Source organism: Paenimyroides tangerinum, from assembly GCF_003865405.1.
Taxonomy (GTDB): domain Bacteria; phylum Bacteroidota; class Bacteroidia; order Flavobacteriales; family Flavobacteriaceae; genus Flavobacterium; species Flavobacterium tangerinum.
This window is the reverse complement of the sequence record NZ_RQVQ01000004.1, coordinates 1-17,771: the sequence shown is the minus strand read 5'-3', so window position 1 is coordinate 17,771 and position 17,771 is coordinate 1. Positions and strand designations below refer to the sequence as shown.

The following is a 17,771-nucleotide window of genomic DNA, read 5'->3' as shown; positions in this document are numbered from 1 at the left end:
TTTTTTAATTAAAACTTCTTGGTCCTAAGAAAGTAGTTGTTGTTTTGTCAATTACTTCTTCTCCGTTTAAAATATCAATTTCCAATTTTGTTTTGTCACTTTCGATTGAAGATGAAGGAATTTCAATAAAAAATGTACCTTGAGCCATTCCTTCTTTTTCTAATTTGATCTTGTCTTTCGAAACTAAAATAACTTTTCCTTCTGGTTTAACTAATTTTATTGTGACATTATCGTAATCTTTAGCTGTTTTATTAATAATTTTAAAAGTATAAACATTACTTATATTATCTCCTTTATGTTCAAAAAGTTGACCTGGAAGTCTAAGAATTCGAGCTTCAACATCACTTCTTAAAAATAACATTCCAGTTAAAACTCCGATTAAAATAAACAAGACAGCAGAATATCCTTTCAATCTTGGTGTGAATTTGAACTTTTCTTTTTTAGAAATTTCTGATTCAGATGCATAACGAATCAAACCTTTTGGAAGATTTACCGATTCCATCATTGTATCACATTCATCGATACAAGCCGTACAATTGGTACATTCTAATTGTGTTCCGTTACGAATATCAATACCAGTTGGACAAACGTTTACACATTGTTTACAATCGATACAATCTCCGAATCCAGTAAGCTTACGATCTTCATTTTTCTTGAATTTTGCTCTTCCATTATCTCCTTCTCCACGAACATAATCATAAGCTACAATAATTGATTTATCATCTAAAAGTACCCCTTGTAATCTTCCGTACGGACAAGCAATAATACAAACTTGTTCTCTAAACCAAACAAAAATAAAGTAGAAAACTCCAGTAAAAATCAATAGTGCAATTAATGTCGATAAATTATTAGCTGGTCCTTCATGAACCATTTTTAGAACCTCATCACTACCTAATAAATATGAAAGAAATACATTTGCAATAACAAAAGAAATCAAGAAAAAGATAAACCATTTCGTGATTCGTTTTCTTATTTTTTCTGAATTCCATTCTTGTTTATCTAATCGAATTTGGGCTCCACGATCTCCATCAATCCAATATTCGATTCTTCGGAAAACCATTTCTAGAAAAATAGTTTGCGGACAAATCCATCCACAGAAAATTCTTCCAAAAGCGACTGTAAATAAAGATACAAAAACTATTCCTATAATTAATGAAATTACCACCAAATAAAAATCTTGCGGCCAGAATTGAACACTAAAAATATTAAACTTTCTATCAAAAACATTAAAAAGTAAAAACTGATTTCCATTTATTTTAATGAAAGGGGCGCTCAGTAAAAAAAGTATCAGAAAATAACTAACGTATTTTCGTTTATTATAAAACTTACCAGATGGCTTTTTTGGATAAATCCATTTTCTCTTACCATCTTCGTTTATAGTTCCGATACTGTCTCTAAAACTATCATCTATTTCTTTTGACATTATATACCGTATTTATGTTAATTTGATTAGCGATTTAAATAAATAAAATCGACCACAACCATAGAAATAGCTGTGGTCGATAAAAAAAATAAAACTAAATATAGCTCTTTTCGAACCTTAATTTTGGGTTACCTCGGCAGCTGGACTTTGTAAAGTATCGGTTGCAACTTCGGTAGTGTTTGTTTGAGTTGGTGTAAACAAATCTCCTTCTGGCGCTTTAGCTTCTGGTGGATTAGTTCCTTGTAATGACAAAACATAGCTCGCAACTTTTTGTATATCAGAAGGTTTTATTTCTGCTTTCCAAGGCACCATTCCTTTTCCATCTCTACCACCTTCCATAATGGTATTAAACACATCTTTGATATCACCTCCTAAAATCCAATGCTCATCTGTTAAGTTCGGACCAATACCTCCACCTCCATCTGCTCTGTGACATACTGCACATTTTGTATCATATATATTTTTACCTGAAGCTAAATCAGCAGGATCAGTAAGTAAAGTAACTTGATCAGCAGTTAATAAATCTGGAGCAGTTTTCTTGTATTCTTCAATTTGTATTTTAGCAGCAGCCATTTGCTTATCAAATTCTTGAACTTGATTATCACCTCCAAAAATTTGATATTTTGCTAGATAAATTACTCCAAAAATAATAGTTGCATAGAATAAATACACCCACCAAGGTGGTAATTCATTATCTAATTCTTTAATACCATCATATTCATGATCTAAAACAAGATTTGGTTCTTCTTCTTCAGATTTTGAACGTGTTAATGCCTTCATTAATTTTTTATAACCAGGCGTTTCAGTCAATGGCAAATCATCTAAACGCTCTTTTTCAGCTCGTTCTTCTGGAGTCATTAAAGCTTTAACAACTTTATTTACAGAAGCAGAGACAATTTCAACTGCAATTTGCACAAACAAGAATAAACCTAATAACAACAAAACAGAAGGATATTCTATAAAAGCAGGCTTATCACCAGAGTCAACAAAATATTCAACAAATCCAAAAAATATTGCGAAAAGAAGCGGTACTCTTACGTAAACTGGAAAAAATCTTTTCATAACTATTCGTTTTTAGAGTTTTGAGTACCTTCCTCGAAAGGAAGATTACTCAATTCATTAATTTTTTCTTTTTTGTAGGTAAACACCCAAATATATAATCCCAAAAAGAAGAAGAAAAAGATTAGTAAAGCGATCATTGGATAAATTTCTATCCCAGAAATATGATCCAAATTATGTTTTATGAACTTTAACATAATTCAAACTATTTATTTTTTACTTTAATATCTGTACCTAAACGTTGTAAATAAGCAATCATTGCAGTAATTTCTCTATCACTCATTGGAGTAAATTCTTTACCATTAGCTGCTGCGTCTTTTTTACTTGCTTCATAAGACTTAACAAAATCAGGATCATTCATTAAGTTTTGTTCAATTTGCATTGCTTGAGCTTTTAAATTAGCCTTAGCATTCGTAATATCTTCTTCAGTATAAGGAACACCTAACTTAGCCATCACACGCATTTTAGTTTCGATTTCTGTGTGATCCATTGGTTTATTTTCAAATAACCATTTGTATGCTGGCATAATTGAACCTGCTGAAGTACTTTCTGGATCATACATGTGGTTAAAATGCCAGTTATCTGAATATTTACCACCTAATCTATGTAAATCTGGACCTGTACGTTTAGAACCCCATAAGAATGGATGATCATAAACATATTCTCCTGATTTAGAATATTCTCCATAACGTTCAACTTCAGAACGGAACGGACGAATCATTTGTGAGTGACATCCAACACAACCTTCTCTAATATATAAATCACGTCCTTGTAACTCTAATGGAGTATATGGTTTAACGCTTTCAATTGTTTGGATATTTGAATCCACAACTATCGTAGGAACAATCTGTATGATACCACCAATTAAAATAGCAACCGTTGCTAATAATGTTAATTGAATTGGTTTACGCTCTAACCAAGAGTGGAACGCTTCACCTTTTACACGATTTGGAGAAATCTTAACTAAAGCTGGAGCCTCTGCTAATTCATCTTGAATAGCTGGAACAGGAGCCATAGTACGGATTAAATTATAAACCATTACTAAAATTCCGATGATAAATAATGTACCTCCAATTGCACGCATATAATACATCGGCATAATTGCAGTAACTGTTTCAAGGAAATTTCCGTATTTTAAAGTTCCATCTGGATTAAAATCTTTCCACATTAAATGTTGTTGAAAACCTGCAACATACATTGGAATTGCATATAAAATAATACCTAAAGTACCAATCCAGAAATGGAAATTTGCTAATGATTTAGAGTATAATTCGGTTTTAGCCATTCTTGGTAATAACCAATAAGCAATTGCAAATACCATAAATCCATTCCAAGCTAAAGCACCAACGTGAACGTGAGCAATAATCCAATCTGTATAATGGGCAATAGCATTTACGTTTTTAAGAGATAACATCGGTCCTTCGAACGTTGCCATACCATAACCTGTTACCGCTACAACAAAGAATTTTAAAACTGGTTCTGTTCTTACTTTATCCCAAGCTCCTCTAAGAGTTAATAAACCATTAATCATACCTCCCCAAGATGGAGCAATCAACATTACTGAGAAAACAACACCTAAATTCTGAGCCCATTCTGGTAAAGCAGTATATAATAAATGGTGAGGTCCTGCCCAAATGTATAAGAAAATTAAAGACCAGAAGTGAATGATTGATAATCTGTATGAATAAATCGGTCTGTTTGCGATTTTAGGTAAGAAATAGTACATCAATCCTAAGAAAGGTGTTGTCAGGAAGAATGCAACCGCATTATGTCCGTACCACCATTGTACTAAAGCATCTTGAACACCCGCATAAACAGAATAAGATTTTAAGAAACTAACTGGTAAAGCTAAACTGTTGAAAATGTGCAACACAGCTACAGTAACGAAAGTTGCTAAATAGAACCAAATTGCAACATATAAATGACGTTCTCTTCTTCTTAAAATCGTCATAATCATATTCAAACCAAAAATTACCCAAACTAAAGCAATAGCAATATCTATTGGCCATTCTAATTCAGCGTATTCTTTTGAAGATGTGATTCCTAACGGAAGGGTAACAACTGCAGACAGAATAATCAACTGCCATCCCCAGAAATTTATATTACTTAGTACATCGCTGTACATTCTTGTTTTTAATAGTCGTTGAAGTGAATAATAAATCCCTCCAAAAATGGCATTACCAACAAAGGCAAAAATTACTGCGTTTGTATGTAAAGGTCTAATTCTACCAAAACTCAACCAAGGTATATCTTGATTTAGCCCAGGAATAATAAACATCAATGCCAAAACCAATCCTACTAACATACCAATTACTCCATAAAGTAAAGATGCATATAGGAATTTCTTAACAATTTTGTTATCGTAGTAAAACTGTTGCATTTCCATAGTTAATTAATTTGAGTTGTTCTTGTTTTTATCTGTATTTGAAATTATTTTTGAATCTGTTTTTGATTTGAGTTCGTCTTCGAAAAGCATCCGTACAGACGGAGTATAATCGTCATCGAACTGACCGCTTTTTACTGATTTTATAAACAAAAAGAGGAAAACTGCGGCTACAAATATGCTGATGCATATTAAAATATATATGACTCCCATAACTAATTTATTTGTATCAAAAATACCGCTTGATTCCATTTTAAAACCTGATAATTATCAGGTTGTGTTCTTTTTTTTAGGTTTTTTTTAACTTTTGTTATTTGCATAAAAATGCGTCATTAAAGTAACAAAACCAATGATAGTCGCAGTACTCAAAGGCATAATGATTGCCGCAACCAAAGGAGATAAATTATTTGTTAAAGCAAATGAAATTCCGACAACATTATAAGTTAAAGCCAAACCGTAACTCATCTTAATTGTTTTCATTGCATTTTTTGCATAATTCAAAAAATAAAGAATTTTAGAGAAGTTACTAGCATCTAAAATCGCATCACTTGCAGGTGTAAAAACATTGACATTTTCAGAGATTGAAACTCCAACATTACTTTGAGCCAAAGCACCAGCATCATTTAATCCATCGCCGACCATCATTACATTTAAACCTTGGTCCTGAAGATTTTTTATGAATTCTAATTTTTGTTCGGGTTTTTGATTAAAAACTAAAGAAACACCTTCTGGTAACATTCTTTCTAGATTTTTTCGCTCGCCATCATTATCACCAGAAAGCACAAATAATTTATATTTATTTGCTATTAAACTTTTAAACAAATCACCTAATCCTTCACGATATTGATTTTCAAAAACAAAATAGCCTTTATTCATTTCGTTAATCTGAATATAAACTCGAGTTTCCTTAATAGAAATTTGTTCTTCTGTAAGACCAACTAATTTTGTAGAACCGATTTTAAATGTTTTATCATTAATAAAACCAACTATTCCAGCCCCAGCAATTTCTTCAAACATCGTTGGTTTATCTATTTTTCCTTCAGGTAAAAAATTATACAATCTTCTACTCAATGGATGATTGGAACCTCGGACGATATTTCGAATAGCAATTATTTCTTCTTTAGATAAATCGTTTCCTATATATTTTATACTATTTGAATCATTTGAAGTAATCGTTCCTGTTTTATCAAAAACAATCGCATTAACATTTGACAATTGTTCTATAACAATGGTGTTTTTTAGATAAAACTTCTTATTTCCCATAATACGAATAACATTTCCCCAAGTATAAGGAGCAGTTAAAGCCAATGCACACGGACAAGCTACAATCAAAACGGCAGTAAAAACATTAAACGCACTATTCCAATTGATGAATCCCCAATAAATCAATCCTGCAAAAGCAATAAATAACAATGCTGGAGTAAAAAGTTGACTTGCTCTATCTGTAATTGAACGGAACTTGAATTCGCTTTTCTTTTGGAAAACATCGTTACTCCACAATTGGGTCAAATAACTCTGAGAAACGGTATTGATAGATTCAATGACAATGGCTTCTCCCATTTGTTTTCCACCTGCAAAAATTTTATCTCCAGATTTCTTTTCAACAGGAATTGCTTCTCCTGAAACAAAGCTATAATCGATATAAGCGTGCTCCGAAATTAAAATTGAATCAACAGGTATTAATTCTTGATTTCTAATCAAAAGCTTATTTTGTTTTTCGATTTCATAAACCTGAATCGGAACTTCTTTTTCATCTACTAATTTGGTAACAGCAATCGGAAAGTATGATTTATAATCGCGCTCAAAAGAAAGGAAGTTAAATGTTGTTTGTTGAATTAATTTCCCTGAAAGCATGAAAAAAACCAAACCACACATACTATCTAAAAATCCTTGACCATCTTGAAAGAAAATATCGACCACACTTCGAACAAACATCACAATAATTCCTAATGCCATAGGAATATCAATATTAAATGTTTTTAGTTTGATACTATTCCAAGCCGATTTATAATAAGGTGTAGCAGAATATAAGAAAACTGGAAGTGCGATTAAAAGAATCACATATCTAAAAAAATCTTTATATTCTTGCATCCAATAATCATCAACATTGAAATATTCAGGAAAAGAAAGCAACATTATATTTCCAAAACCAAAAAAGGCAACACCGATTTTAAATATCAAACTACGGTCAATCAGTTTAGGTTTTGCATCGTAATTTTCTAAACTGATATAAGGTTCGTAACCAATGCTAGAAAGTAGAAGAACAATCTCTTTTAGATTCGTTTTTAAAGGATTGAAATTTACGGTTACTTTTTTCTGAGAAAAATTAACTTGTGAAGTAGAGATTCCTTCGTTTAATTTATTTAAGTTTTCCAAAATCCAAATACACGAACTACAATGAACTTGCGGAATATACAAACGAACAATATGAATGGAATCTTCTTGAAAATCTAAAAGCTTGTTTACAATATCTTGATTATCTAAAAAATTATATTTGTCAGAAACCTTACTTGGAGTTGTACCAGGCATTTTTTCAAAATCGTAGTAACATTCCAATCCATTGGTAGAGAAAATCTCATAAACTGTTTTGCAACCGTTACAACAGAATTTTTTATTATCGAACAAAACTCGTTCAGTTTCAACGATATCATTCCCGCAGTGAAAACAATTTGCCATATTTTAGAATTTTCTTTAATATTTTCTGTAAAATTCTCTAATACATAGATTAAAAAAAATGATAATTGTCATAAAAAAATTGTATATTTGATAGTCGCTTAAAATTTTTCGTCATGGGTAAATGTGAACAATGTATCGTTAGAGAATTAAGCTCTGTAAAAGCGCTTAATAAGGAAGAACTAATCAAAATGTCGGAAACAAAAACCGCATTCACAATCAAAAAAGGACAAGCCATTTTTAACGAAGGAGATGTTGTAAATGGTGTTTTTTGCGTTAAACAAGGAACATGTAAAATTGTTAAACTAGGTTCTAACGGAAAAGATAGCGTTTTAAAACTTGTAAATAAAGGAAAAATCCTAGGACAACATGCGGTCATTAGTGAAGAAAAATCAAGTTTAAGCGCAATTGCAGTTGAAGATATGGAAGTTTGTTTCATACCTAAAACTGAAATTATGGGATTCTTTAACCATAATAATAAATTTTCATTGGAAATCACCAAAGAAATTTGCCATGAACTAAAAGAAGCAAATGAAGCGACTTCAAATCATTCTAATAAAAACGTAAAAGAACGCTTGGCTTCTGCCCTACTTCATTTAAATGATATTGCAGGAACTACTAATAATGGCGAATTATGTATTCAACTTTCGAGAGAAGAAATTGCCGGAATGGTAGGAACTGCTACAGAAAGCTGCATTCGTTTATTGGCTGATTTAAAAAAATCTAACTTAATAGATTTAGTCGGAAAAAAAATCGTTTTAAAAGACATTAAAGGTTTGCAACGCCTTAGTAATTCAGAAAATTAATTTCCGAATTAAATGCACAAGATTATAAATTATAAATATTGAAAAAATTAAAAAATAGTTTATTTTCGCATTATGATGCAAACAAATGAGAAAGAGTTGGTACAAAACTTATTATCAACTCCAAAAAAAATAGCGATTATTCCGCACAGAAATCCTGATGGAGATGCTTTAGGGTCAACTTTAGGATTATATCATGTTTTAAAACAACTTAACCACGAAGTAAAGGTAATTTCACCAAATGATTTTCCAGATTTTATCGCTTGGCTACCAGGTTCTGAAACCGTTGAAATATTTGAAAAAAACAAAGAAAAAACTACTCAGTTTTTAGAATCTTGCGAACTTATTTTCACTCTTGATTTCAATGCACTTCATAGAACTGGTGATTTAATGGCTGAAACGCTTAGCAAACTTTCGGCACCATTTATCATGATTGACCATCATCAAATGCCTGATGATTATGCACTTGTTACTATTTCTGATGTGAATTTCGGTTCAACATGTGAATTGTTGTACAATTTCTTATCCAATTTAGAGTTAAATCATTTGATTAATAAAGATGCTGCAACTTGTATTTATACGGGAATTGTAACCGATTCTGGGTCTTTTAAATTCAAAAAAACCACAGGAAATACACATCGTGTTGTTGCTGATTTAATTGACCTTGGAGTTGATAACCCGATGGTTCATGCAGAATTGTTTAGTACAAATTCATATAGTCGTCTTCAACTATTAGGTCGAGCGCTTGAAAATTTAAAAGTTTTACCTGAACATAAAACAGCTTATACAACACTTACTCAAAAAGAACTTTACGAATTCAATTTCCAAAAAGGAGATTCAGAAGGAATCGTAAATTACGGTTTATCAATTAAAGGTATTGATTTTGCTGCTATTTTTATCGAAAACAAAGATGAAGGAATAATCAAAATATCATTCCGTTCTGAAGGTAATTTTGATGTAAACGAATTCGCGAGAAAACACTTCAATGGTGGAGGACATATCAATGCAGCTGGAGGAAAATCTTTAGTTTCGTTATCTGAAACTGTTAATCAATTTGTTAGTATATTAGCTGAAGAAAACAAACAATAATTATGAAAAAATCAATCGTACTTTTCGGTTTATTTATCGTTGCAATCCAATTTACTTCTTGTGAAAAAGAAGGTCCAAGATATCCAATTTCAAATTCACGTGGCGAATTTCTAAAAGAATCAGTTCAAAGAAACAAAGCTTTGGTAGGTTCGGAAGAAGAACAAATTCAAAATGTGATAAAGAATGATTCTACTCATAAATATTATCAATCTTCACATGGATTTTGGTATAAATATTTAAAAGCAAACGTTCACGATACCATTACACCTAAAACAGGACAAATGGTAGATTTGATTTTTGAAATTCAAGATATTGACGGAAACGTTATTTATAACAAAGAAGAAACAACTCCTAGCCTTTATCAAGTAGATAAACAAGAAATTATGGTTGGTTTACGTCATGGAATCAAATTGATGCGAAAAGGAGAAACCATTTCTTTTATTTTCCCTTCACACATGGGATATGGCTATTTAGGAGATAAAGAAAAAATTGGTTTAAACGAACCTTTAATTTGTGTAGTTACATTAAAAGATATTAAAACTAATCCTTAAAATTTATGAAAAAACTGCTATTAACTCTTTTTTGCGTAGTTTCACTTTCAACACAAGCACAAAAGTTGGAAGACGGAATGTATGCAAATTTTGAAACTTCTAAAGGAAACATTATTGTAGAATTAGAATATCAAAAAACACCAATGACTGTTGCAAATTTTGTTTCTTTAGCAGAAGGAACAAGCACTTCTGTTGACAAAAAATTTACAGGAAAAAAATTTTATGATGGTTTAAAATTTCATCGAGTAATCGCTGACTTTATGATTCAAGGTGGTGACCCAAACGGTAACGGTTCTGGAAATCCAGGATATAAATTTCCGGACGAAATCGTAGCTGATTTAAAACACGATAAACCAGGAATCTTATCAATGGCAAATGCAGGAGCTGGAACAAATGGTTCACAATTTTTTATCACGCACGTTCCAACTCCACATTTAGATGGAAAACACACTGTTTTTGGACATGTCGTTGAAGGACAAGATATCGTAAATGCAATTGCACAAGGCGATGATATTAAATCTGTAAAAATCATCCGTCAAGGAAAAGAAGCAAAAAAATTTGATGCTGATAAAGTTTTCAAGAAAAGCTTAGAAGACATAAAAAATAAAGAATTAGAAGCTAACAAATCAGTAGAAAAAGCTACAAAAGAGAACTTAGACCGAATCAATAAAGCTCGTGAACAAGCAATCGTTTTACCAAGTGGTTTAGCCGTTTATATTTTTGAAAAAGGAAAAGGAGGAAAACCAGTTGAAGGTGAAGAAGTTTTAATCGACTATGCAGGTTACTTACCAAATGGTTCTTTGTTTGATTCTGGAATTGAAGAAATCGCAACTAAATTTAATAAATTCGATGCAAGAAGAAAAGCTGCAAACGCTTATACTCCTATCCCATTTACGTATGGAAATAAAACAGGAATGATTCCTGGATTTATCGAAGGAATTGAAAACTTAAACTACGGTGACAAAGCATTAGTTTTTATTCCATCTAGTTTAGGATATGGCGAAAGAGGAGCTGGAAATATAATTCCACCAAATTCTGATTTAATTTTTGAAATGCACATTAAAAACAAATAAAAATGAAAAAAGTTCTTTTATTAATATTAACGACAGTTAGTATAATATCTTGTAACAAAAAACAAGAAGATTCACTTCCAAACGGAATGTATGCCGAAATAGAAACTTCAAAAGGTAATATTCTTTTAGAACTTGAATATCAGAAAACACCAATGACTGTTGCTAACTTCGTTGCATTAGCAGAAGGAAACCACGGTTTTGTTGAAGAACAATACAAAGGAAAACCTTTTTATGATGGATTAAAATTTCATCGTGTGATTCCTAATTTTATGATACAAGGAGGAGATCCACTAGGAAATGGTTCTGGAGGACCAGGTTATAATTTCCCAGACGAAATTGTTGCTGATTTAAAACATGACAAAGCTGGAATTCTTTCTATGGCAAATGCTGGACCAGGAACAAACGGTTCTCAGTTCTTCATCACACATAATGAAACACCACATTTAGATGGAATGCATACGGTTTTTGGACACGTAATTAAAGGGTTAGAAATCGTGAACACAATTTCTCAAGACGATGTGATTAAAAAAGTAAAAATCATTCGCTCAGGGGAAGATGCAAAGAAATTTGATGCACCTAAAGTATTTAAAGATGGTATCGAAAATACTCAAAAAGCACAAGCTGAAGCAAACAAAGCTATTGAAGGCATAATCCAAGAAAACGCAACTAGATTCGCAGATGCTAAAGCAAAAGCAACTAAAACAAAATCTGGCTTAAGCGTTTATATTTTTGAAAAAGGAACTGGTGAAAAACCTCAAATGGGAGATAACATTTTAATTGATTACGCTGGCTATTTTGAAAACGGAATCTTATTTGACACTGGAATTGAAGAGATTGCAACAAAATACAATAAATTGGATCAACGCAGAAAAGATGCAAATCAGTATACTCCTATTCCGTTTCAATTCGGTAATAAAGTTGGTTTAATCCCAGGATTTATCGAAGGTTTTGAAAATATGAATTACGGTGACAAAGCTTTAATTTTTATTCCTTCTCATTTAGGTTACGGAGAAGCTGGTGCAGGAAGTGCAATTCCACCTAACACTGATTTAGTTTTCGAACTATACCTTACAAAATAAAATTGTAACATAATTCAACATTTCATTAAAATCACTAATTAATTTAGTGATTTTTTTTTATTTTTATAAAAAATCATCTAATTATGAAAAAAGCTATACTTCTTACAATATTATCAATTATCGCAATTTCTTGTAATAATGATGACAATAGCCAAAACCCATCTGATAATAATCAAATTTTGAAACTAAAAGAATATCGAGGTATGGATTATAAAACTTATTATTATAATCAAAATGGTTTTGTAGATTCTATTTCAGTAATTGGAGGTGGAATGTTGCCAACAAACATTCAAACCAAGTTTCATTTTAATTCTGAAAACAAATTAGTTTCAACGGAACGTTGGATTCAAATAGTAATTCACGAAGAATCATTGTATGAAAACGACATTTATGAATACAATACTGAAAATTTAATTTCAATAAAGAAAACTTTCGATGAAAATAATAGTCTTATTCGAACAGCAAATTATAGTTACAATTCAGATGGATATTTAACTTATGGTAATCAAACATATTCAAATGGAAACTTAGTACAAGATAATGGTATTATTTATACTTATGATAATAATAAAAATCCTTTTTATGATTTATATCCATTAGCATATATTCGGATGAATCAAATCAATAAAAACAACACTTTAACTAGTGGAAACTCTTCTGAAATTTTCTTGTCATTCACATATTTTTACAACGAAAACAGTTATCCTATTTCATATCAAATGACACCTGGTATTGCAGATTTGGAAGACCAAGCGCAATACATATATTACTAAACAAAAAAAATCCACTTTTACGAGTGGATTCTTTGTTTCTATAAATAAGATTTCAAAACATTCGCATCGATTCCTTCGTGCGATTCGTTATAAACCACTACTCCATTCTTGATAATTAAAATCTGAGGCGATTGGTGTTCAATTCCAAAACGATTTGCAATTTCATTCGAAATATCTCTATTTGCAATTAAATCCAAATAATAACATAGAAAATCATCTCCAAAATTATAATCACTTTCAAATCCACGTAAAGCCATTTTGCTAATAATACAACGTGTGCTGTGTTTAAAAATAACTACAGGTTTTGAATTTGATTCTTCAATAATTAAATCTAATTGATTTATATCTGTTAAGGCTATCCAATTCATTTTTTTTATATTTCTTCAAAGATACTTATAAAGTAACAACTGTCAAAACAACATACAAATTCAAATACCGCACAACGTAACCTGTCAAATTGACACAGAGAACTATTTTAAAAAGTTAAAAAGCTGACATTTTTTCCGATACAATCAAATGGAATATATTTTGTAAATTAGATAAGCATAAAATTGATATTTAATTTAAAAAATATATAACGACTATGAATTTTAATAATTTCACAATTAAATCACAAGAGGCTATTCAACAAGCACAGATTTTAGTGCAAAGTTATGGTCAACAACAAATTGAAAACGAACACATTTTTAAAGCAATTCTAGAAGTTGATGAAAATGTAACTCCATTTATATTAAAGAAAGTAAACGTAAATGTTGAATTATTCAAACAATTACTAACTGCAACGATTGAGAATTATCCAAAAGTTTCAGGCGGACAAATTTCACTTTCTAGAGAAGCATCAAACGCATTAACAGATGCTCAAGCAATCGCTCAAAAAATGAACGACGAATACGTTTCTGTAGAACATTTAATTTTAGCCATATTCAAATCAAAATCAAAAGTTGCGCAAATCTTAAAAGACCAAGGTGTAACCGAAAAAGATTTAGAAGCTGCGATAAAAGAAATCAGAAAAGGCGAACGTGTAACTTCAGCTTCGGCAGAAGAAACATATAACTCGTTGAACAAATACGCGAAGAATTTAAATCAAATGGCTAATGACGGAAAATTAGACCCAGTTATTGGTCGTGATGAAGAAATTCGTCGTGTGTTACAAATCTTATCTCGACGTTCAAAAAACAACCCAATGTTGGTTGGTGAACCTGGAGTTGGTAAAACAGCAATCGCTGAAGGTTTAGCACACAGAATTGTTCAAGGCGACGTTCCAGAAAACTTAAAAGACAAAATGGTTTTCTCTTTAGATATGGGAGCGTTGATTGCTGGAGCGAAATATAAAGGAGAATTTGAAGAACGTTTAAAATCAGTTGTAAAAGAAGTAACTTCATCAGAAGGAAACATCATTCTTTTCATTGACGAAATTCACACGTTAGTTGGAGCCGGAGGTGGCGAAGGTGCTATGGATGCAGCAAACATCTTAAAACCAGCATTAGCGCGTGGAGAACTTAGAGCCATCGGAGCAACAACTTTAGATGAATATCAAAAATATTTCGAAAAAGATAAAGCGTTAGAACGTCGTTTCCAAAAAGTTTTGGTCGATGAACCAGATACAGAAAGTGCTATTTCGATCTTACGTGGAATCAAAGAAAAATACGAAACGCACCATAAAGTTCGTATTAAAGACGAAGCAATTATCGGAGCGGTTGAATTATCACAACGTTATATTACCAATCGTTTTTTACCAGACAAAGCCATCGATTTAATGGACGAAGCTGCTTCTAAATTACGTATGGAAATCAATTCTAAACCAGAAGAATTGGATGTTTTGGACCGTAAAATAATGCAGCTTGAAATTGAAATTGAAGCAATTAAACGTGAAAACGATGAGAATAAATTAAAAATTTTAGGTATTGATTTAGCAAATCTTAAAGAAGAAAGAAACGATGTTTACACCCGTTGGAAATCAGAAAAAGATGTTGTTGACAATATTCAGAATGTAAAAACAGACATTGAAAATTTCAAACTTGAAGCAGAACGTGCAGAAAGAAACGGTGATTACGGTAAAGTAGCTGAAATTCGTTACGGAAAAATTCAAGAAGCAGAACAACGATTAGCTGATTTACAACAAGAATTAACAGAAAATCAAAAAGGAAATTCTTTAATTAAAGAAGAAGTTACTTACGATGATATTGCCGAAATTGTAGCAAAATGGACAGGAGTTCCAGTAACTAAAATGTTACAATCTGAAAGAGAAAAACTATTGAATTTGGAAGGAGAATTACACAAACGTGTGGTTGGACAAGAAGAAGCAATCGTTGCCATTTCAGATGCAGTTCGCAGAAGTCGTGCCGGATTACAAGATCCTAAAAAACCAATCGGATCGTTCTTATTCTTAGGAACAACCGGAGTTGGTAAAACCGAACTTGCAAAAGCATTGGCCGATTATTTATTCGATGACGAAAATGCAATGACACGTATCGACATGAGTGAATATTCAGAACGACATAGTGTAAGCCGTTTAGTTGGAGCGCCTCCAGGATACGTTGGTTACGATGAAGGTGGTCAATTAACAGAAGCAGTACGTCGTCGTCCATATTCGGTTATTCTTTTGGATGAAATTGAAAAAGCTCATCCAGATACGTTTAACATCTTGTTACAAGTTTTGGACGAAGGTCGTTTGACAGACAACAAAGGTCGTTTGGCTGATTTCAAAAACACCATCATCATCATGACTTCAAACATGGGAAGTCAGATTATTCAAGAACAATTCGAAAATAATCCTACAGAAGAAGGAGTTGAAGATGCAAAAAACGAAGTTTTAAATTTATTGAAACAAACTGTACGACCAGAGTTTATCAACCGTATCGACGAAATCGTATTATTTACGCCATTGTCACAGAGCAATATAAATCAAATTGTTTCGATACAATTAAAGAGCGTGATTAAAATGTTAGCACAACAACACATCACAATGGATGCAACACCAGAAGCTATAAATTACTTAGCAGAAAAAGGTTACGATCCACATTTTGGTGCACGTCCAGTAAAAAGAGTTATTCAAAGAGAAGTTCTAAATGAACTTTCAAAACAAATATTAGCCGGAAAAATCGCAACAGACAGTATCATTTTACTTGATAGTTTCGACGGCAAATTGGTTTTCAGAAACCAAGAATAAGAGAATTTTCATAGTTATTTTTTTTTAATGTAGAAAAACGCCTAATTTTTTTAAGTTAGGCGTTTTTTTTTAGTTTAAAATATATGTACTTTTATAAAAAATATAAACAATATGGAAAATCACGTAGAATTATTCGTTGGAACACCTACAACAGCGTTAGCGGTAAAAAATATTTTAGAACAAAACAATATCGAATTTGTTGAAAGAAACGACATTAATTCAGCAATCGCAGCAGGTTTCGGAATGGCAGATAAAGCTACACATATTTTCGTTGAGCAAGATGTTTTAGAAGCAGCAAAAGAATTGTTAGCTAAAAACGATTTATACAACGATTAATTAAATTATAGCAATCCCTTCCATTTCATTACAGGTCGGGCTGTCCGCACTCGCTTTTCGCAAATTTAAAATTTGCAAAAGAGCTCAAACAAAGCTTCCATCCCTATTGCGAAGCTTTTTTTGTATATATAATTCAGATTTAAAAAATAAAATTATGAAAATTACATTTCAAAAAATTATACTAAACATAGCTCCTACGATTATTATAAATTTCTTTGGAATTATTTTACTTAATTATATGTTTAAAGATTATACTTATATATTAATTATTACATATTTGTTTCTATCATTTTACTCTATTCTACCAACATTAATTTTAACTTGGAATTATTATCTAAAAAATCAAACTTTAATTTTACAATTAGATAAAGATAAAATTGAAATATCTTATAATAATTTAAATCATCAAACTATTTCAATTGAAGAAATAGATTTTATAAGCTTCGTCGGTTTAAAAAATAATTTTGAAAAATACAATATTAGATTTTCTACTTTTGATAATTATTACTATATTAAAATTCAATTATTGGATGGTTCTCAAGTAATTTTGACTAGTTTATTGAAACAAAATTTGAGAGAACAATTTTATGCAAATTATCCAAATCTAAATTATTGTTATAAGTATACCTCATTTCCGTTTATTAAATAACTTCAATATTATGATTAATCTAATAATAGGTTTAATATTACTTTTAATTGGTTTAGTAGGAATAATAAAAAATAAATTTCCTAAATATCAAAACGGACTTGGCTATACAGCAGCAATGAGATATTATTTATCTTTTAGGGCTTATTAATACTTGGAATTTCATTAATAATTAGTTGGATACTTAAATAGTAAGATTTTTAAACTTTAAAATAAACACCGATAGCACGGATTTGCAATCCGTGCTTTAAAACCAATTAACCAAAGTAAGCTAACCGTAAAAAGTCGGCTTGTTTTATTATAAAAACTACTGCTGTTGAACTAAAATGGTTTTGTTTACATAATTATAATAAAACAAAAAAACTCAACCCCGATACACGATAGCGCGGATTTACACATTAAATTCGTGCTTTAAATAAAAACATTAAAGCTGGCTGTAAAGTCAGCTCTTTGTTTTATAGAAACAAGAACACACTACCAAGAAGTAGTGCGTTTTGTTATTTGTTTACACAATTATAATAAAACAAAAAAACTCAAGCCTTTTGAGCTTGAGTTAATAAAAAAAAGGCAGTGGTTCGACCAAAGGGACACGCTGCTCCTATAACAAAAAAACTCAAGCCTTTTGAGCTTGAGTTAATAAAAAAAGGCAGCGGTTCGACCAAAGGGACACGCTGCTCCTATAACAAAAAAACTCAAGCCTTTTGAGCTTGAGTT

Annotated in this window: 16 protein-coding genes; 9 read left to right on the top strand and 7 right to left on the bottom strand. The window is 31.2% G+C overall.

Annotated features, from left to right (window positions below; translation table 11 throughout):
* Positions 1–4: 4 nt before the first annotated feature.
* The 6 genes from ccoG to EG240_RS02220 all read right to left on the bottom strand — a co-directional run bounded on the left by ccoG (position 5) and on the right by EG240_RS02220 (position 7,541).
* A complete protein-coding gene (ccoG, locus tag EG240_RS02245) occupies positions 5–1,423 on the bottom strand; it encodes a cytochrome c oxidase accessory protein CcoG (RefSeq protein WP_125016985.1) in 1,419 nt (472 codons plus the stop codon).
* 117 nt (positions 1,424–1,540) lie between these two features.
* Complete coding sequence (locus EG240_RS02240; RefSeq protein ID WP_125016983.1) at positions 1,541–2,485, bottom strand: cbb3-type cytochrome c oxidase N-terminal domain-containing protein; 945 nt, start codon at positions 2,483–2,485, stop codon at positions 1,541–1,543.
* Positions 2,486–2,487: 2 nt separating this feature from the next.
* Positions 2,488–2,679, bottom strand: a complete 192-nt coding sequence (locus EG240_RS02235; RefSeq protein WP_125016981.1) for a CcoQ/FixQ family Cbb3-type cytochrome c oxidase assembly chaperone — start codon at positions 2,677–2,679, stop codon at positions 2,488–2,490.
* Between the two features lie 8 nt (positions 2,680–2,687).
* Positions 2,688–4,868 carry a cytochrome-c oxidase, cbb3-type subunit I gene (gene ccoN, locus EG240_RS02230; RefSeq protein ID WP_125016979.1) on the bottom strand — a complete coding sequence of 727 codons (2,181 nt, stop codon included), beginning with the start codon at positions 4,866–4,868 and terminating at the stop codon, positions 2,688–2,690.
* Between the two features lie 6 nt (positions 4,869–4,874).
* Entirely contained in the window at positions 4,875–5,078 is a 204-nt protein-coding gene (ccoS, locus tag EG240_RS02225) for a cbb3-type cytochrome oxidase assembly protein CcoS (protein ID WP_125016977.1), read from the bottom strand.
* A gap of 87 nt (positions 5,079–5,165) precedes the next feature.
* Complete coding sequence (locus EG240_RS02220; protein WP_125016975.1) at positions 5,166–7,541, bottom strand: heavy metal translocating P-type ATPase; 2,376 nt, start codon at positions 7,539–7,541, stop codon at positions 5,166–5,168.
* 113 nt (positions 7,542–7,654) lie between these two features.
* Here EG240_RS02220 and EG240_RS02215 point away from each other — a divergent pair, with 113 nt between their 5' ends.
* The 6 genes from EG240_RS02215 (at position 7,655) to EG240_RS02190 (ending at position 12,906) form a co-directional block, all read left to right on the top strand.
* A complete protein-coding gene (locus EG240_RS02215; RefSeq protein WP_125016973.1) occupies positions 7,655–8,344 on the top strand; it encodes a Crp/Fnr family transcriptional regulator in 690 nt (229 codons plus the stop codon).
* A gap of 72 nt (positions 8,345–8,416) precedes the next feature.
* Positions 8,417–9,430: a bifunctional oligoribonuclease/PAP phosphatase NrnA gene (locus tag EG240_RS02210; protein WP_397337317.1), complete on the top strand. Its 1,014-nt coding sequence runs from the start codon at positions 8,417–8,419 to the stop codon at positions 9,428–9,430.
* A gap of 2 nt (positions 9,431–9,432) precedes the next feature.
* Positions 9,433–9,981, top strand: a complete 549-nt coding sequence (gene gldI / locus EG240_RS02205) for a gliding motility-associated peptidyl-prolyl isomerase GldI (protein WP_125016971.1) — start codon at positions 9,433–9,435, stop codon at positions 9,979–9,981.
* A gap of 5 nt (positions 9,982–9,986) precedes the next feature.
* On the top strand, positions 9,987–11,054 hold the full coding sequence (locus EG240_RS02200; protein ID WP_125016969.1) for a peptidylprolyl isomerase: 1,068 nt from the start codon (positions 9,987–9,989) through the stop codon (positions 11,052–11,054).
* Positions 11,055–11,056: 2 nt separating this feature from the next.
* Positions 11,057–12,133, top strand: coding sequence for a peptidylprolyl isomerase (locus EG240_RS02195; RefSeq protein WP_125016967.1), 1,077 nt, complete (start codon positions 11,057–11,059; stop codon positions 12,131–12,133).
* An 83-nt stretch (positions 12,134–12,216) separates the two neighbouring features.
* Positions 12,217–12,906, top strand: a complete 690-nt coding sequence (locus EG240_RS02190) for a hypothetical protein (RefSeq protein ID WP_125016965.1) — start codon at positions 12,217–12,219, stop codon at positions 12,904–12,906.
* Positions 12,907–12,944: 38 nt separating this feature from the next.
* Here the strand turns inward: EG240_RS02190 and ytxJ are convergent, their stop codons facing one another.
* Positions 12,945–13,274, bottom strand: a complete 330-nt coding sequence (ytxJ, locus tag EG240_RS02185; RefSeq protein ID WP_125016963.1) for a bacillithiol system redox-active protein YtxJ — start codon at positions 13,272–13,274, stop codon at positions 12,945–12,947.
* A gap of 215 nt (positions 13,275–13,489) precedes the next feature.
* Here ytxJ and clpB point away from each other — a divergent pair, with 215 nt between their 5' ends.
* From clpB to EG240_RS02170, 3 genes are all read left to right on the top strand, one after another.
* Positions 13,490–16,075 carry an ATP-dependent chaperone ClpB gene (clpB, locus tag EG240_RS02180; protein WP_125016961.1) on the top strand — a complete coding sequence of 862 codons (2,586 nt, stop codon included), beginning with the start codon at positions 13,490–13,492 and terminating at the stop codon, positions 16,073–16,075.
* Between the two features lie 111 nt (positions 16,076–16,186).
* Positions 16,187–16,411, top strand: coding sequence for a putative signal transducing protein (locus EG240_RS02175; protein WP_125016959.1), 225 nt, complete (start codon positions 16,187–16,189; stop codon positions 16,409–16,411).
* A gap of 154 nt (positions 16,412–16,565) precedes the next feature.
* Positions 16,566–17,060, top strand: a complete 495-nt coding sequence (locus EG240_RS02170) for a hypothetical protein (RefSeq protein WP_125016958.1) — start codon at positions 16,566–16,568, stop codon at positions 17,058–17,060.
* The last annotated feature ends 711 nt before the right edge of the window (positions 17,061–17,771 follow it).

Coding starts and splice junctions, on each gene's coding strand:
- ccoG (WP_125016985.1), bottom strand. CDS start 1,423: ATGTCAAAAGAAATAGATGATAGTTTTAGAGACAGTATCGGAACTATA.
- EG240_RS02240 (WP_125016983.1), bottom strand. CDS start 2,485: ATGAAAAGATTTTTTCCAGTTTACGTAAGAGTACCGCTTCTTTTCGCA.
- EG240_RS02235 (WP_125016981.1), bottom strand. CDS start 2,679: ATGTTAAAGTTCATAAAACATAATTTGGATCATATTTCTGGGATAGAA.
- ccoN (WP_125016979.1), bottom strand. CDS start 4,868: ATGGAAATGCAACAGTTTTACTACGATAACAAAATTGTTAAGAAATTC.
- ccoS (WP_125016977.1), bottom strand. CDS start 5,078: ATGGGAGTCATATATATTTTAATATGCATCAGCATATTTGTAGCCGCA.
- EG240_RS02220 (WP_125016975.1), bottom strand. CDS start 7,541: ATGGCAAATTGTTTTCACTGCGGGAATGATATCGTTGAAACTGAACGA.
- EG240_RS02215 (WP_125016973.1), top strand. CDS start 7,655: ATGGGTAAATGTGAACAATGTATCGTTAGAGAATTAAGCTCTGTAAAA.
- EG240_RS02210 (WP_397337317.1), top strand. CDS start 8,417: ATGATGCAAACAAATGAGAAAGAGTTGGTACAAAACTTATTATCAACT.
- gldI (WP_125016971.1), top strand. CDS start 9,433: ATGAAAAAATCAATCGTACTTTTCGGTTTATTTATCGTTGCAATCCAA.
- EG240_RS02200 (WP_125016969.1), top strand. CDS start 9,987: ATGAAAAAACTGCTATTAACTCTTTTTTGCGTAGTTTCACTTTCAACA.
- EG240_RS02195 (WP_125016967.1), top strand. CDS start 11,057: ATGAAAAAAGTTCTTTTATTAATATTAACGACAGTTAGTATAATATCT.
- EG240_RS02190 (WP_125016965.1), top strand. CDS start 12,217: ATGAAAAAAGCTATACTTCTTACAATATTATCAATTATCGCAATTTCT.
- ytxJ (WP_125016963.1), bottom strand. CDS start 13,274: ATGAATTGGATAGCCTTAACAGATATAAATCAATTAGATTTAATTATT.
- clpB (WP_125016961.1), top strand. CDS start 13,490: ATGAATTTTAATAATTTCACAATTAAATCACAAGAGGCTATTCAACAA.
- EG240_RS02175 (WP_125016959.1), top strand. CDS start 16,187: ATGGAAAATCACGTAGAATTATTCGTTGGAACACCTACAACAGCGTTA.
- EG240_RS02170 (WP_125016958.1), top strand. CDS start 16,566: ATGAAAATTACATTTCAAAAAATTATACTAAACATAGCTCCTACGATT.